General features: G+C 57.7%; 16 protein-coding genes. 1 reads left to right on the top strand and 15 read right to left on the bottom strand.

Annotated elements, in window-relative coordinates:
- Positions 1-42: 42 nt before the first annotated feature.
- From copD to ACWTU9_RS06385, 10 genes are all read right to left on the bottom strand, one after another.
- The gene (copD, locus tag ACWTU9_RS06340; RefSeq protein ID WP_455857558.1) at positions 43-924 is read right to left on the bottom strand and encodes a copper homeostasis membrane protein CopD; all 882 of its coding nucleotides are present in this window, start codon (positions 922-924) and stop codon (positions 43-45) included.
- Positions 924-1,319: a copper homeostasis periplasmic binding protein CopC gene (copC, locus tag ACWTU9_RS06345; RefSeq protein ID WP_455857559.1), complete on the bottom strand. Its 396-nt coding sequence runs from the start codon at positions 1,317-1,319 to the stop codon at positions 924-926. The genes copD and copC overlap by 1 nt, the downstream gene beginning before the upstream one ends.
- A gap of 466 nt (positions 1,320-1,785) precedes the next feature.
- Positions 1,786-2,829, bottom strand: coding sequence for an alpha/beta fold hydrolase (locus ACWTU9_RS06350; protein WP_455857560.1), 1,044 nt, complete (start codon positions 2,827-2,829; stop codon positions 1,786-1,788).
- Positions 2,830-2,870: 41 nt separating this feature from the next.
- Positions 2,871-3,632 carry an SDR family oxidoreductase gene (locus ACWTU9_RS06355; protein WP_455857561.1) on the bottom strand — a complete coding sequence of 254 codons (762 nt, stop codon included), beginning with the start codon at positions 3,630-3,632 and terminating at the stop codon, positions 2,871-2,873.
- Positions 3,633-3,678: 46 nt separating this feature from the next.
- Positions 3,679-4,020, bottom strand: coding sequence for a carboxymuconolactone decarboxylase family protein (locus ACWTU9_RS06360; protein ID WP_455857562.1), 342 nt, complete (start codon positions 4,018-4,020; stop codon positions 3,679-3,681).
- A 121-nt stretch (positions 4,021-4,141) separates the two neighbouring features.
- Positions 4,142-4,618, bottom strand: a complete 477-nt coding sequence (locus ACWTU9_RS06365) for a DUF6130 family protein (RefSeq protein WP_455857563.1) — start codon at positions 4,616-4,618, stop codon at positions 4,142-4,144.
- 72 nt (positions 4,619-4,690) lie between these two features.
- A complete protein-coding gene (locus ACWTU9_RS06370; protein ID WP_455857564.1) occupies positions 4,691-5,419 on the bottom strand; it encodes a DUF6875 domain-containing protein in 729 nt (242 codons plus the stop codon).
- Positions 5,420-5,918: 499 nt separating this feature from the next.
- A complete protein-coding gene (locus ACWTU9_RS06375; RefSeq protein ID WP_455857565.1) occupies positions 5,919-6,845 on the bottom strand; it encodes an AraC family transcriptional regulator in 927 nt (308 codons plus the stop codon).
- Between the two features lie 236 nt (positions 6,846-7,081).
- Positions 7,082-8,020, bottom strand: coding sequence for a DMT family transporter (locus ACWTU9_RS06380; RefSeq protein ID WP_455857566.1), 939 nt, complete (start codon positions 8,018-8,020; stop codon positions 7,082-7,084).
- A 123-nt stretch (positions 8,021-8,143) separates the two neighbouring features.
- Positions 8,144-8,998, bottom strand: a complete 855-nt coding sequence (locus ACWTU9_RS06385; protein WP_455857567.1) for a helix-turn-helix domain-containing protein — start codon at positions 8,996-8,998, stop codon at positions 8,144-8,146.
- A 330-nt stretch (positions 8,999-9,328) separates the two neighbouring features.
- Here ACWTU9_RS06385 and ACWTU9_RS06390 point away from each other — a divergent pair, with 330 nt between their 5' ends.
- Positions 9,329-9,781 (top strand): tautomerase family protein, encoded by a 453-nt coding sequence (locus ACWTU9_RS06390; RefSeq protein WP_455857568.1) that lies wholly within the window; start codon positions 9,329-9,331, stop codon positions 9,779-9,781.
- Between the two features lie 63 nt (positions 9,782-9,844).
- Here ACWTU9_RS06390 and ACWTU9_RS06395 read toward each other — a convergent pair whose 3' ends face one another.
- The 5 genes from ACWTU9_RS06395 to ACWTU9_RS06415 all read right to left on the bottom strand — a co-directional run bounded on the left by ACWTU9_RS06395 (position 9,845) and on the right by ACWTU9_RS06415 (position 14,820).
- Positions 9,845-10,498 (bottom strand): isochorismatase family cysteine hydrolase, encoded by a 654-nt coding sequence (locus ACWTU9_RS06395; RefSeq protein ID WP_455857569.1) that lies wholly within the window; start codon positions 10,496-10,498, stop codon positions 9,845-9,847.
- Between the two features lie 47 nt (positions 10,499-10,545).
- Positions 10,546-11,634 carry a threonine aldolase family protein gene (locus ACWTU9_RS06400; RefSeq protein ID WP_455857570.1) on the bottom strand — a complete coding sequence of 363 codons (1,089 nt, stop codon included), beginning with the start codon at positions 11,632-11,634 and terminating at the stop codon, positions 10,546-10,548.
- Between the two features lie 126 nt (positions 11,635-11,760).
- A complete protein-coding gene (locus ACWTU9_RS06405) occupies positions 11,761-12,027 on the bottom strand; it encodes a hypothetical protein (protein ID WP_455857571.1) in 267 nt (88 codons plus the stop codon).
- Positions 12,028-12,249: 222 nt separating this feature from the next.
- Positions 12,250-12,753: a peptide-methionine (R)-S-oxide reductase MsrB gene (msrB, locus tag ACWTU9_RS06410; RefSeq protein ID WP_455857572.1), complete on the bottom strand. Its 504-nt coding sequence runs from the start codon at positions 12,751-12,753 to the stop codon at positions 12,250-12,252.
- A gap of 975 nt (positions 12,754-13,728) precedes the next feature.
- Positions 13,729-14,820: an alkene reductase gene (locus ACWTU9_RS06415; protein WP_455857573.1), complete on the bottom strand. Its 1,092-nt coding sequence runs from the start codon at positions 14,818-14,820 to the stop codon at positions 13,729-13,731.
- Between the last annotated feature and the right edge of the window lie 46 nt (positions 14,821-14,866).

Here is a 14,866-nt window from a genome sequence, read left to right on the forward strand (position 1 = left end):
TCTTTTCCATTCGCAGGCGTTCTTACGGAACTAGACCATTCGTCACGGGTTGGGATCGAGAAGTCCAAAAATAGAAACAAGCGTGATGGTAATAAGCGCCAGCGCGATCTCAAAGACTGTGCCCGTCCATATTGCTTGGAGCGCGGACATGCGAGCCCGACGGAAGCGCGGCAAGAACAAATAGCGATTGGCCACAGCCAGCGCGATCATCGCAGACACGCAAGCGATTTTGAGCGTTAACAGCACGCGATATGGCGAAGACCATCCTATCGGCGAGCCGACAATGAAGTAGCTGTTCACAATTCCCGATAGGACCGCCAGCGTGACAACGACATGACCAGCGTTCGAGAAGCGCCGCAGTGCGGTCACTGCATCTGTGTCGAACGACGTTTTTCCGACATTCATAATGAGCAGGAACGGCACGAGCGCGCCGACCCATGCGCCTGCCGAAAGGACATGCAAAGCATCGTTCAGCGGATGGGCAATGCCATGCCACAAATCCCCCACGTTGGCATGTCCACTGAGGGCAAGGCAGGCCAAGCCAATCGCCGATACTATAGTCGTTGCTGCTGGCCTCTGACGCGGCGTAAACGCTTGTAGTGCGACGAGCAAGGCGGCGACCAGAGTTTGTGCCAACCATGGCGTGCCGAGATTGGTCGAGACAACGACGTCCCACAGCATCTGCCTGCTCACGGCGTCGGACCAGCCATCGCCGATCGCGGCTGTCTGCAAGGGCAGCGAGGCGGTGGCCGACAAAAGGGCAAGTATCGACGCGACCAAGCGAGGGGCCGTCAATTTGGCCGCTATCCGTTGCGCTAGTTTTGATGGCACCAGCAGGACCAAATAGGCAGAGGCGCCCCACAACGCCATCAAAGTGGCATTGTGCACGAAGCGCGCGGCCGCGAGCAGAACGTCGGGTGCCATTAGTCTGACGACGCTCTCTTAATCGGTGCCGGCGTCACTGTGAATTCATAGGCGCCGCGGGTCTTGTGACCATCCCGGGAAACCGCGTGCCATTCGACCCGGTAGCTTCCGGGCCCAAGGCCGGCGGGCAGTGAAACCATGAACTCCTTGTCGCCATTCGTCAGCATCGGATTGTCGGTCTTGACTTCTTCGTTGTTGGGTCCAAGCAGTTTCACCCCCGTGAACTTCAAGTTGAGTTCCTCGCTGAACGTCAGATCGATTTCGACCGGCGGCTCTTTGACCGTGCTGCCGATCGGTGGCTGTGACGCTTCAAGCTTGGCATGCGCTTGGGCTGGCCCGGAAAACGTGACCGAAGCGAGGCCACTGACGGCTAAGGGAAGCAATAGGGTACGCATAGTGGGGTCCTTAGGCTTGGAGGGACAGCTAGCGCCAACCTCTTCCAAGTGCTGCTTCAAGCAGTGTCCATAGTCATCGCGGTGGCGACGCTAATAGGATGTAGGTGAATGATGGCGGGCCAGGCCCGCCATCATTCAGCGGCTCAATCAGGGGAGAGCCTGACTTGGGAGGACTTTGAGCCGCGATGCGCTCTCCGTTAGCCAAAATCGAAATTGACCGATTTACCAACGGGAGTCGCGAAAGTGCGGTGGCACTCTTTTCTGTTCGATCGGCCGCGGGTGCTTGCGTCGGGTGACACGCGCGTAGCGCAGTTCCGGATTCAGAAACGGTGCCGCAAACTCACAAAGGAACGCCAGCCATTTCGCAACCAGGGCAAAGACTTTCATCGTCGCGTTTCTCTCCGGGTAAGTCTTTGAGTTTCGGGGATCGATCGCACCTTCAGTGCTTCGACCAGGATTCGATGGGCTAGAAGCTGTCTCTGGCTTCGAGGCGGTACGGAGCTAGGAACGGGGTTAGCGCCTCGAGCAACTTCGCTGGAGCTTCCTCAGCGACCCAATGGCCGCTTCCGGAAATGACTTTACCCTGCACATTCTGCGCAACGAGCTTCATCGTGTTTGCTACGCCCTCGCCGATACCTCTCTCGCCCCCAACGGCCAGAACAGGAAGGATCAGCGAGCGACTCTTGCGCCGCTGGTTCTGCTCGATGTCGGTATCGATCGCACGGTACAGCTCGAAGCTGCCGCGAAGCGCTTCGGGGCTCGAGGCCAAGCCGTCGACGTAATATTTGACGACGCTTGCGGGCAGCGGAGTTCCCGCCGATGCTGCGTACTCCGCACCGAAATAGATGTCTTCGCGACCCCGCACGAGGCGTTCATTCAGCTCGCCGTCAAGCCGGTTGAATGGGATGTGCCAGAGCCGCTTGTTGAGCGTTGCAGGTACGATCATGGGCACGGAAGGGGTGACTCCGGCGACAAGGGCTTCTCCGACTACGAGACGCTCCAGTCGATCTGGGTGATCTGCGGCGACCGCGTAGCCAATTCCCATGCCGGTGTCGAACCCGACCATAGCGAAGCGGTCGTGGCCTAGCGCATCCATCAGCGCGACGAGGTCGTTGGCTTGCGTGCCGGAATCGTATCCATCCTGCGGCTTTTCGGAGAGCCCAATCCCACGCTGGTCTACCGCTATGACTCGGAAGTCCCGCGCTAGCGCCGGCATTATAAGGCGCCATTGGTACCAAGTCTGGGGCCAGCCGTGAACGAGCAGCAGCGGCGGACCTTTTCCCCCAACCACCGCATGCAAGCGGATCCCATTGGCCTGGATGTATTGGCTCGTGAACGTTTCAGTGAACCCTTCGGGAAGGTCCGGTGCACCTGTGACGGAGCCGGGGCCCTCGGGAATTTCGCAGTGGGCTGCCAATGGGGCCATCGGCATGCCAAGCAATCCAGCGGCAACTGCACTTGCGCTGGCAACGATGCCTCGGAGAGTTCCCGTTGAAGAATTTCCAGTCATGGTCGGTTCCTTACGATTGAAAAATTAGATCGGCCTCTTCTTCAAAGCTCGGCGAGACCACCGTCGACGACCAGTTCCGAGCCAAGCATGTAGTTGGAGGCATCGGATGCAAGAAACAGGACGGCAGCCGCGACCTCCTCGGGATGTCCCAATCGGCCGAACGGAATGTGCTTTGCCGCACCCGCGATGTAATCCCTGAATTCTGCCTCGGTCTGACCGGGGAACTCCGACTGACCGACACCTCTGAGAATGGGCGTGTCAATTAGGCCGGGGCTGACAGCGTTCACCCGGATCCTTCTCGGGCGCAGTTCCGCCGCAAATGTCCGGGCGAATGAACGAACTGCTGCTTTGGATGCCGAGAGCGCGGCTCGACCTGGGGCGCCAACTTGGTTAAGCCATGCGCTGTTGAGGATGACCGAACCGCCTTCGCGCATGATCGGCTCCACTGCTTGAAGCGAAAAGAAGACCGCCTTGACGTTCGTATCCATGAGAGTGTCGAACGCTGCTTCGGTCGTATTTGAGAGTGGTGTTGTGTACGCCACACCAGCGTTGGCAAAAAACACGTCCAGAAAATCGAACTCTTCTTTGACCCGCGTAGCCATGTTTCGCAGGCTTTCAATCGAAAGGGTGTCGACCTGGATTGTCAGCAAATCGTCGCCGATCGTCTCGCGGGCATTGTCCAGCTTGGACTGGTCCCGACCCGCGATCGCCACCCGGGCGCCCGCCTCGCGCAACAGCTTGGCTGAGGCAAGACCAATTCCGGACGCACCGCCCGTAATCAGCACAGTCTTGTTCTCAAGCATGAATTATCCTTCCTTATCATTGGCTTGCAGTTTGTTTGTGAGGTCGTCAGGCGCGCCTCAGCTGATCCACCGCATCGAGGACGTGGGTGCTGTAGACCAGTGCTGCCCCGGCGTTGAGGTTGACGGCGACACCCAGGGCCTCGGCGATTTCGTCGTCATTGGCGCCATGCCTTAGCGCCTCGGCAGAGTGAACGGCGATGCAACCGTCGCACCGGGTGGTTACTGCGACAGCGAGCGCAATCAGTTCGCGCGTCTTTGCATCGAGATGGTTGGTTTTCGCGCCCGCGCCACCCAAGAGAACGGCCCCTTTGAGCGTATCAGGCGTCCTCGTCGAAAGTTCCTTAAGGCGGGAATTGACGTCCTGGATCGTCTTCTTCCAGTCGATCATTGGATTACTCCGATATTTCCGTGTTCGAGACTTGGCGGCCGGTCAAAATAGGCCGATGGCGACCCACCCAAGGTTGCCTAGGGCCAAGACAGACCGACCGCGCGATGTGCTATGGATGGCCTTAGTTGGCGGTATGTTTGTGGGTCGGCTTAGCCGAGGCCGGAATGGTGAAGGGCACAGTAACTACCTGTCCCGGGATGACGTTGTGATTGGCATCGACCAGTTGAATCGTCACCTTATGCTCGCCCGGAGGAAACCCGGCGATGTCGATCGTGTTGTTGTCGCTTGCATCTGCCCACCACCAGGGCAGGTCGTCGACAATGACGTGCAAGTGTCCAACCCGTGGAGATACCCGAAGCGCACCCGGCCCGAACACCGGTACGATGTGCAAGTTCTCGACGCGGTACTGGGCCCAAAAGACGCCTTGGGTCAGCCCCACCTGCAACGGAGGATCAACAATCAGCTTGGGGGCCGGCTCGCTTTCTATGGAGACGTACGGTGATGCACCGCGGATTTCCATCGCGGTTTGGGCGAACGCAACAGAGGCGAGCAGGCTACCAGCTGCGACGCCGGCGAGAATTTTGATCAACGGTTTCATTTGGATTGTCCTTGTTTGATGATTTACGTTTGTCAGGCTTGAAGGTGGCGAAACGGCTTGAGATTCGCGGGACTATCTCTGGCCGTTTTCCAGTTGCTCGCCCCTGCGCCACGGCAGGCGGCGTAGCTCTTCGGCGAGTGCCGAAACTGCGGCTTTTCCATAGCGCCCAGCCCAAAGTTCCAACCGGTTCTCGTCGTCCAGAAAGAACTTCCAGTCGCTGATGACCCCAGGTCTGATCAGAACAAATGGGACAGGAGCTGCGAATGGCCGAAAGCTGGGGTTGTATAGGGCGCCGCCCTCGTTGGTCGGGTAAAACCCGCCAAGAACCAGGCCGTTTTCTGCGTATGCAGGGATGCCGACATGACGCAGTACCTCGTCAAAGAGGGCCTTTGCGCTATGCGTCGACAAGTCGGTGAAAACAATGACGATCGATTTGTAGATCGAGTTTTTGCCTTCAGCAGGCTGTGCCTTCAGCAACAGTCTTTGATAGGTGGTTATCAGAGCGGTAACGTCCAAAGCGCTCAGGCCAACTATCCTCTCAGGAGCAAGCCAAAGCGCCTTTTGATCCCAAGTCGTTGGCACGAACGGACAGACAGGCCCAGTACGGCCGAGGTCTCGGTGCGGGCGAGCGACGAAAGTCATGATCCAGTCCGCGACGGAATGCAGCGCACTGAAGTCGCTTTCCGTTAGTTTGCCCGCCTTCTTGGCGTCCTCGAGTTGGTCGGGGAGAAATAGATTGTTGGTCTCTGCGGGCTGGGGGCTCGCGTTAGGACCGGCCGCAGATTTGACATGAGTTGCCATTGCATTCTCCTCAGATATGGCTTTGAGCCTTTGGTAGAGCACGTTGCGGCAGCGACCGTGCGCTGCTCAGTTGGGAGCCCGTGTTCCCGGCAACCGGTCCGGCTTTGGCGAGGCTGAGCAAAGCGGCGCTGACGCACAGAATAGCCGTGACGACGTCCAATGCTTCCCAGCGCATGATATTGTTAGTTCTTGCGACATTATTCCGACACCGAGATTTTTCCTTTAATATGCTTGCTATAAACCCGATCGTCGCTTGGATCTCTTGGACAAAATTGCGCAAACGGGAGTTTCATCTCTGCTCCAAAGCCGAGTAGGAAAAAGTTCACCCCAGCTACCCTCGCTGATAGACGGCGGCCCTGCGGGTTGAGGAGAGGACGTGAGTATTCGAAGCGTAGCGCTGTCGCGGCACCGCAAAGAGGCCGAAGGTCGTCAGCAGATTTGGTTGGATGATCGGAGGACTCGGCAACACCACGCGCGGCGCTTGCGGCGCTCCGCCGGTTCAAACTGATGCGGCGTATACGCCTAGGCCTCGTGCGTGGTCGTTTCCTCGATTGAAGCCAACGTCGTCTGGAACTGAGCACGCCGCATCGCGAGCCCGATCGAGCATCCCTGGCGTATAGCCGAGTGTTCGTCGGAAGACGCGATTCATGTGCGCTTGATCAGCAAACCCGGCCGCGAAGGCGCTATCGGCAAGAGGTGTTCCGCGACGAATGAGATCGCTAGCTCGCCACACGCGCGCAAGTCGCAAATAGGCGTGCGGCGGCAAGCCAAAAACCTTTCGAAACTGTCGAATAAACTCGTATTTGCTTAGTCCTGAGATGGTTGCAACCTGCTCGAGAGTAACCTGGGTGGCTAGTTGATCAATCAAATAGTCTCGGGCGCGTGCCAGCCCTACACGATGATGCGAGGGACGTGAGGGGGTGCGAATGCCCGCGTGGCGAGTGAATGCTCGAATAAGAATGTCAAGCAGGTATGCCTCCAACTCCAAAGGCCCTGCCGTTCTGGATTGGCTCAGGCGATGCATGCGCTCGAGGCGAACATATAGATCGTCGTCCACCAGAGATGGAGCGTGGAAAGTGGTTGATGCTTCTTGGGTGAGGGTACCTTCCAAAAGGCGCTCCACAACCGAACGGGCCGGGTAAAGCATTCGGTAGCGCCACCCGCCGTCCGCAGGCTCGGCTGAATGGACAACTCCTGGCGAAATGAGCGCTATCGTGCCACCGGTCATGTCGAGGCGACGGCGCCCGTCATAGGAAAACTTCTGGCATCCACTCTCAATGATGCCGATGGCGAACTCCTCGTGGAAATGTTGATCGAAGATCTGTTCGCGGTAATCCGCCTGTAGGAAGAGCGTGTCGCCGAGATCCGGCTCTAGCCAGGTCCGCATCCTGTCCTGGCTTTTCGCATTTGAATTTGCCATTTCCATCTCGTCACCTATTCAGCCGCCGCCGCTCAATGTCCCCCTGCTGCTGTAGTCGGGCGTTCCAAACTTTTAGGGCGGAGCGAGGGCGTTCACGTCCGTCAAAGCGCCAAGCCGCCCAAGGTTCATGTGAGCCTGCCGAAACAAGCACTCAGGTTATCCTAATGGTTCGCCCCTTATAGGGGTCCGGGCGAGGCCTTCTTGAATGATATTGCGCAGATTGTAGGAGTATGCAGCCGCTCTTAGGCCCGGTTTGCATAAAATATACCGGCGATAACAAGCGTTGCACCCATGGCTTGGGCCAAAGTTATTGTCTCACCGGCGAAAGCCCATCCAATAACGAGCGCAACAACCGGAGGAATGTAATAGACCGAAGCGGCCCTCAATGCCCCGAGACTTTTGATAAGCTGGTAGTAGATAACGAAAGCGATTCCCGTTCCCGCCAGCCCGAGGCCTAGGGCTAACGCGAGCAATACACTGCTGTGGGCTGCGAGGGCGTTCCAATGTCCAGGCGCAGCAAAGGGGGCCAAAAGAAAGACCGCAATGATCATCTGGTAGGTTGCTAGCTTAACCGGACCTAGGCCAAGCGAAACCATGAACCGTCGTGCGTACACCAACGCAAGTGCGTAACTAATTGACCCAGCTAACATTGCAGCCACGCCGATCAGGGGCGAGCTGCCGTTTGCCGAAGCTGTCCCGTGACCGAGTGGTGCGACGAGAATAATGCCAGCGAAGCCGATCCCCAGGCCAAGCACTTTGCCCCTGCTCAAGTGTTCATCAGGGAGCGCTACGGCCACGATCGCGGCCGTAATGAATGGGATAGCCCCGCTGATCACCCCCGCAACACCCGACGGCAAGTGCGAAGTGCCTATGACGAAAAAGACGTACGGGCCGACATTGGCGAGGAGCGCCATGGCGACAAAATGATGCATGAAGCGCCAGTCAGTCTTCGCCAACGACCTTCGGCTCAGCGCCAGGGCAGCAATTGGAATAGCTCCGAAAATGGTTCGGAGCCATGCCACTTCGAGCGGCGGCACGACCGCCACCGCCATTTTCATGAATAGGAAATTCGTGCCCCAGATTACACCGAGCAGACCCAGCAGGATCCACGAGATTAACCAAGGCATCGACGACGCAGTTGCATCGTGAGCCGGGTGGGGCGAGTTGCTGCTTTTAGCCATCGGACACACCTTGCCAACTTGACCTGTGCATGACCTGGGGAAGGCACCGGATGCGATCTGGTCTCCATTTCCAGCCACCCGCGTATTTTGGGACCTGTCGGCTCGTCCGGTCTTGTCGATTCCTTACCTTCGATGCAGCGGTGAGGCTTCAGCTGCGAAACGTCCGGGGGTTACTCCGGTCACACGTTTGAAGTGCCGGGTCAGTTGACTCTGATCGGAGAAACCAACCTCTAGCGCTGTTTCAGCAGGAGAGGTCCCGGCCCTCAACAGCGCTCTTGCCCGGTCGACCCGGAGGCTGACGAGGTACGAGTGCGGCGGCATGCCTGTTTGAGCTGAAAATGCCCGGATGACCTGAGTTTCGGAGACCCCCGCTGCTTGCGCAAGGTCGTCGATGCTGACTTGGCTCTCACCTTTAGCGTGGAGATAGTCGCGCACGATTGCTACCGTACGCGGAGCAAAGCGCGCCCAGCTCGGTTCAGGGGAAAAATTCCCGTGGCGTGCAAACAAGCGCCTGAGAAATACGACGATCCGTGACTCCCGCTCAAGCAAGCTCTCGCCGAGCTGCGACGAGAAATGGAGTGCTTCAAAGTCTGCGAAGAGCTCAGCGTCGTCGATGACGTGACCTTCGAGACCCCATTCCCCGCTCCGTGCGGTCCTGGAGTCCTCCAGTACTCGTGAGACGAGCGCGGGTGCCGGATAGAACATGCGATACCGCCAGCCTTGAGCAGTTGCAGGCCGGCCCTCATGAACTACGCCTGGATTGATCGCGCAAAGCGTCTGCTCCGGCATGATCAGGGATGGCGCTCGCCCAGGCCGAAACTGCTGGCCGCCAGCTTCGATGACGCCAATCGCAAAAGTTTCGTGTACGTGCGGGGGAAAGACGAAATCGCGATAGCTGGCGAACAAGAACTCGGTGGCCTGGAACGCTTCGTCGCTCCACGTCCTCGACTGATTATCAGTTGGTCCCGACGGCTTCATTTCAGCGCAACCGAACCGGCGACCTTTTCCCTACCACAAAAAATGATGTCGAGGAATTCGATTAGCTCGGCCGTTCGCGTCCTTAAATATGAAAGATGCGAATGGATCCGAAGGTCGCAGGGTAAGGAATCGCCAAGACCGCAGGGTGGCCGCTTGCAATATTGGCGCCGAGGAGGTGTCGGATACTGGCATTACCCGACGTGGCGCCGCAAACTAATGCAGCGGCGAGGAGTCGATAGTAGGAAACATGCTCAAAGCTCTGACACCCTGCACTCAGCCGCACATCGCTGTCTCAGCACATCTTACGTTCATTAGCTTGGAGGATACTCAATGCCAACTTATACCGTAACTGTCGCCAACCTCACGCTTACAAAATCACAAAAGGGAAGGCTTGCTAAGGCGATCACTGATGCACATCATTTGAACACTGGAGCTCCGGGCTTCTTCGCGCAAGTCATCTTCAACGAGTTAGGTGACGATCAACACTTCATCGGCGGAGAGCCGAATGTTACCCCACACGTTTTTGTCCATGGATTGATCCGCGGAGGGCGAGCACAGCAGGTGAAGCAATCACTTATGTCCAGCGCTCTCGAGCGGCTGCTCGAAATCGTGGCTATCGATAAGGAGAATGTCTGGTTTTATCTACAAGATATCGAAGCGCCTCAGATGCTGGAATTCGGGAGATTTCTTCCCGAACCCGGGGCCGAAGATGAATGGCGGAGGGGCATTTCGGCAAAAAAGCTTACAGACCTTCAACGAGCCGGAGTTAACCTCGAGAGTTAGGCTCTAGCGAGACTGGTTGGAATGGCAATTTGCGAAACCCGAGCCAAAGATGAGCTTACCCGTCTATATATCGGAACTGGCGACTGGTGCCTTTGGCAGGGCAGCGACAAGGCCATCTGTCGTAAGGATTGCGTGGGCGAAGGTTGGGCCATTCAATTCATGTGCGGCATACATCATTTCCTGCCGGAGCGCGGCGGTAGCGTCGCGCACCAGCGTCACATGATATCCAAGCTCCTGAGCGTAGCGAGCAGTTGCTTCGACGCAGGTGTTGGCTAGCAATCCGACCACAATCACATGGCTGATTCCCCTCTGTTTCAGCCGAAGATCCAAATCGGTGTTGGCGAAGCCGCTTGATCCCCAATGCTCTTGAGCGATGATGTCGCCAGGCATTGGTTCGAAATCGGGATGCCATTCTCCACCCCATTCGCCCCGTGCAAAATGGTGGCCTTTCATGATCAATTGCTGTGAGGGACTCGGGTGATGCCAATCGTGGTAATCGCCGGGTTCCCAACGATGATGTGGGACGATTGCGACCTGAATGCCTGCTGCGCGGGCCGTGTGGACTAGTCGCCGCAGGTTATCGAGAAGCCCCACCTCATCAGCGATCGGTTGGAGGTGGGGGAAGACTTTCCCGCCCTCCGAAAGGAAATCGTTATATGGATCGACCAGCAGAAGTGCGGTCAGTTCGGCCTTGTAGCTTGGGTATGACACGGTCATCGTTTTGATCCCTTCGCATGGAGTGCAGATTGGGCGAGCGGAGGATCTCAATACCCAGACGCTCGCTGGTCAGACGTGATGGCCCCGGTAACGTTGGGAACCGCAGCCAAGCTGTCTTCGACGACCCTCAAAGCGCTGGTCACGTCATTCTCTGAGATATCGAGATAGAACACTGCGCGGACAGCGTCCCTTCCTGAGGGCAACATGTGGAGACCACGCCGGTATGACTCTTCAACAAAATCCGAGGCGCGGACACCCTTCAAACGGAACCGCACGATATTCGTCTCTACCGTGGTGAGATCAAGTTCCACTTGATCTAGCTCCGCAAGCCGCTCTGCGAAACGGCGCGCGTTTGCATGTGTTTCCGCCAATCGAGATCGATGGTTGTTAAGGGCATAGAGCGCGCCAGCTGCTATGATACCGGCTTGACGAAACCCGCCTCCGATCTGTTGTTTGAAACGACGCGCTCGGGTGATAAACGCCTTGCTACCTGCTAGGCACGAGCCCACCGGCGCACCGAGCGCCTTTGAAAAGCATACACTGACCGTGTCAAAGCCGGAGGCATATTGGGCTTCGGAGATACCCGTGGCCGCCGTCGCATGCCACAACCTTGCGCCGTCAAGGTGCAAAGCGACACCGCGTACACGAGCAGCTTTGACTACATCGGCGATCGACTCCATCGGCCAGATCGATCCGCCTCCGATGTTGTGAGTATTTTCGAGGCAAAGCAACCGAACTGGCGCCGGGATCGTCGCCGGGAAGAATGGATGAGCCTCGCCCAATGCTGCGGCCACATCTGCAGCGGTGAAAACGCCTCGCACGCCAGGAAGGAGCCGTGGTAGTACCCCAGCAAATGCTGATGGTGCGCCGCCTTCCAGAATGTAGACGTGTGCATTCTGATCAAACATCACAGCATCGCCTGGTTCAGTGTGCGCGCGTATGCCGACCTGGTTGGTCATAGTTCCGGTGGGCATGTATACTGCGTCTTCCTTGCCGAGCAGTTCCGCGGTCGCAGCTTCCAGAGCCTTTACCGTAGGATCGTCGCCGTAGACATCATCGCCTACATCGGCGTTTGCGATGGCCTGACGCATAGCTTTGGTCGGGCGGCTGCAAGTATCACTTCTCAGGTCGATCATTTTGTCCTCCATTGGCGGCGACTGTTGCGAGGTTCAGACGAGCCGCCCAATCGTCGCTTCTCGGCCCCTCGTAGGCGGTAGAAAGCGACGGGCTCGCCCGCCGCTTGGGGTGGTCTCCACCAGTGGTCAGTGCCCCCAGATTGCCTGGCCGTAGCCAGGTGCCGGATAATCAAAGCCCTGATTTGACCCTGAGTGTGGGCTGCTCTTGAAAGTTTCTGTACTTCCGGTGCTGTGAAGATCGAGAGGATGTGAGCCTTGGGGCCGGGTAGACGCCGTGGCTGACGAATAACGACCAAAATCATAGCTGAAGTTGGAGCCGTAAGGGTAACTGCCGCCAAAGGCCGTGCCCGCGAAGAACACACACGCGACAGTGGCAAGAAAGATCTTCTGCATTCATTTCTCCAAATTGTGCTGAGGCTCTCAACGGCGTTTCGAACGACGTTGATGAAGCCTTCCATTGATGCCGATATGCGAAACCCGCCGAGCGCGATCTTTCAGAATTCACGAACGCAGGTTATTCAGCGCATACAGTCTTGGGTTATCGTGCGCTGTTCTGAGAGCTACCTGACAGCAGCCAATATCTTCACGCCACACCCCTTGTGGCGCGCACCTCATCTACGGGTCCATGTTTTGGATCGGACAACTTATCGATTCCCGGTGTTGGGTCTTTCGGATCTTGTTAGGAAGCAGGTCCCCGTCAGGCGTGAATTCCAGCGACCCTGAGTTGATGCAAAACCGCACTCCCAGTGGGGGTGGGCCGTCTGGAAAGACATGGCCCAAATGCGCTCCGCAGCGCGCGCAGACGATCTCTTCTCGGACCATGCCGTAACGGGTGTCGCGGACTTTCCTGAGATGATTTGGAGCGAAGGGCGCGGTGAAACTCGGCCAACCCGTTCCAGCTTCAAACTTCGACCCTCCCTTGAATAAAGGCAGACCGCAAAGTCGGCAGGTGTACAGTCCCTCTCGTGTCTCATGGAGGAAAACACCACAGGACGGGGCTTCTTCACCGTGATTAAGCAGCAAATGCCGTTCGTCGTCGCTCAGGTCGGCCACTAACTCGCTCATTTGTTCTTGGGTCGGAGGTGTCAAATCGAACAATGTTTCCATCGCTTCGCGCATGGCTTCTATCTTTCTTCAGCAGGTCAGCTCGATCAGCAGGTGAAGTCCGGGGGTATCTTAGTTGCATTCCACAGTCTAAGACGCTGCAAGCGATGCATCTTTCCTACAGTTCGCTGTTGTGACCATTTTGCAGCGATGGAACGCTCCTCTCTTGAACAAAATTGCGCGATCCGCTTTGCGACGCGTGAGACGTATTGATGCGAACGTGTCGACGCTTTGATTAAGTGTCGCGACTGCCGATTGGCACACGTTCTCCAATGTTCGTCGCCTACACCGAGACGTCGCAGCTAAGTTTCTTGGGAGGGTCGGAGTACTTGGAGAACCGTTCGGTGGCGTCGTCAGCAATCGAACGCCAACGAATTCCCAGAAGATGCCTCACTGACGCGGATCGGCAGCTTTTAGGGAACTACTATTCCTAAGAGGCCGGTCCGGTTTCGGCTCCAAAGCGGCCAACAGGCGGTTCTACAATTCGGCGTTGACTGGGATTCTTGGAAGCTTTTCGAACTTTCTGCCTGGCGCCTCGCTGCAATCGAGTTCGTCTGTTGAAGGGACTTCGCAAGCGAAGTCAGCAGGCTCAAATCCTATCCTCGCAACCAATTTTGTCATAAATCCACAACCGTCCCGATCTGAACAATCGGGTGGTTATTGGCGTTTTGCGTTCCGGGCACACGCACCAATGGACGCCGGAGGCCAGCGCGACAGGCATATATAAGACCCTGGAACCGGCATCCTGATTCTACTCATTTTGCAGACTGGCACACTCAGGTCGTTGGGGGCAGTCTACCCACCCGAACGTTTCGGAAGCAACACGTGACGCTGTGGCATCCAACAAGAAAGCCCGAGATACTGGCCCGAACCTTTTGCGCAGATCCTAGCGATCGATTCGAAACCAGGTAAAATGCAGGCTTTCAGGCCAAGATCGTTTCGCAGACAAGGTGTGACGGATCAGGGCAGCCGCTGCGCGGCCCTAAAGGGTTAGGGTCGACTTGCGGCGATAGCGGGGTAATCAGTATATCCTGCGGCGCCCCCGCCATAGATCGTCGTCGGGTCGACGGACGCCAGTGGTGCGTGGGTCACCAGCCGCTCCACAAGATCGGGATTAGCGATGAACGGTCGGCCGAAAGCGAACAGGTCCGCCTTGCCTTCGGCAAGCCGTGACGCCGCGAGGTCGAGGTCGTAGCCGTTGTTTGCGATATAGGTGTTTGTGAAGCGCCGACGGAGCGATCCGAAGTCGAATGGCGCGACATCGCGCGGTCCGCCCGTCGCGCCCTCGACGACATGAATATAGACGATGCCCAAGGCGTCGAGCTGATCGACGATGTAGTCGAATTGTGCTTGGGGGTTGCTGCTGGAAACGCCGTTGGCCGGCGAGACGGGCGAAATCCGGATGCCGGTGCGCTCGGCGCCGATCTCGTCGACGACCGCAGTCGTGACTTCCAGCATGAGGCGAGCGCGGTTCTCGACAGAGCCACCATATGCGTCTGTCCGGACATTGGAGCCGTCCTTGGCGAACTGGTCGAGCAGATAGCCGTTGGCGCCGTGAATCTCGACGCCATCGAAGCCCGCCGCGATGGCATTTGCAGCTGCTTTGCGGAAGTCGTCCACGATGCCCGGCAGGTCAGCAAGTTCGAGCGCGCGAGGCTCCGACACGTCGAAGAAGCCATTGTTCACGAACGTCTTGGTCTTGGCGCGGATCGCCGAGGGTGCAACCGGCGCCGCCCCGTTCTCCTGCAGATCGACATGCGAGACGCGGCCGACATGCCAGAGCTGCAGGAAGATGCGACCGCCTTTGGCGTGCACGGCGTCGGTGACCTTGCGCCAGCCGTCGATCTGGGCCTGGGTGTAGATACCCGGCGTGTCCTGATAGCCCTGTCCCTGCTGCGAGATCTGCGTGGCCTCGGAAATCAGCAGGCCGGCCGACGCGCGCTGGCCGTAATACTCCGCGGCGAGTTCGCCTGGAACGAAGCCCGGGCCAGCGCGATTGCGCGTCAGCGGCGCCATGACGATACGATTGGAGAGGGTCAGCGAGCCGAGAGTATAGGGCTCGAACAGCGTTTTGCTCGTCATAGGTCACCTTTGTTTGACTCCGCGGCGGCGGTGTCGTTCATTAGAA

It is taken from the genome of Mesorhizobium sp. 128a, assembly GCF_053848025.1.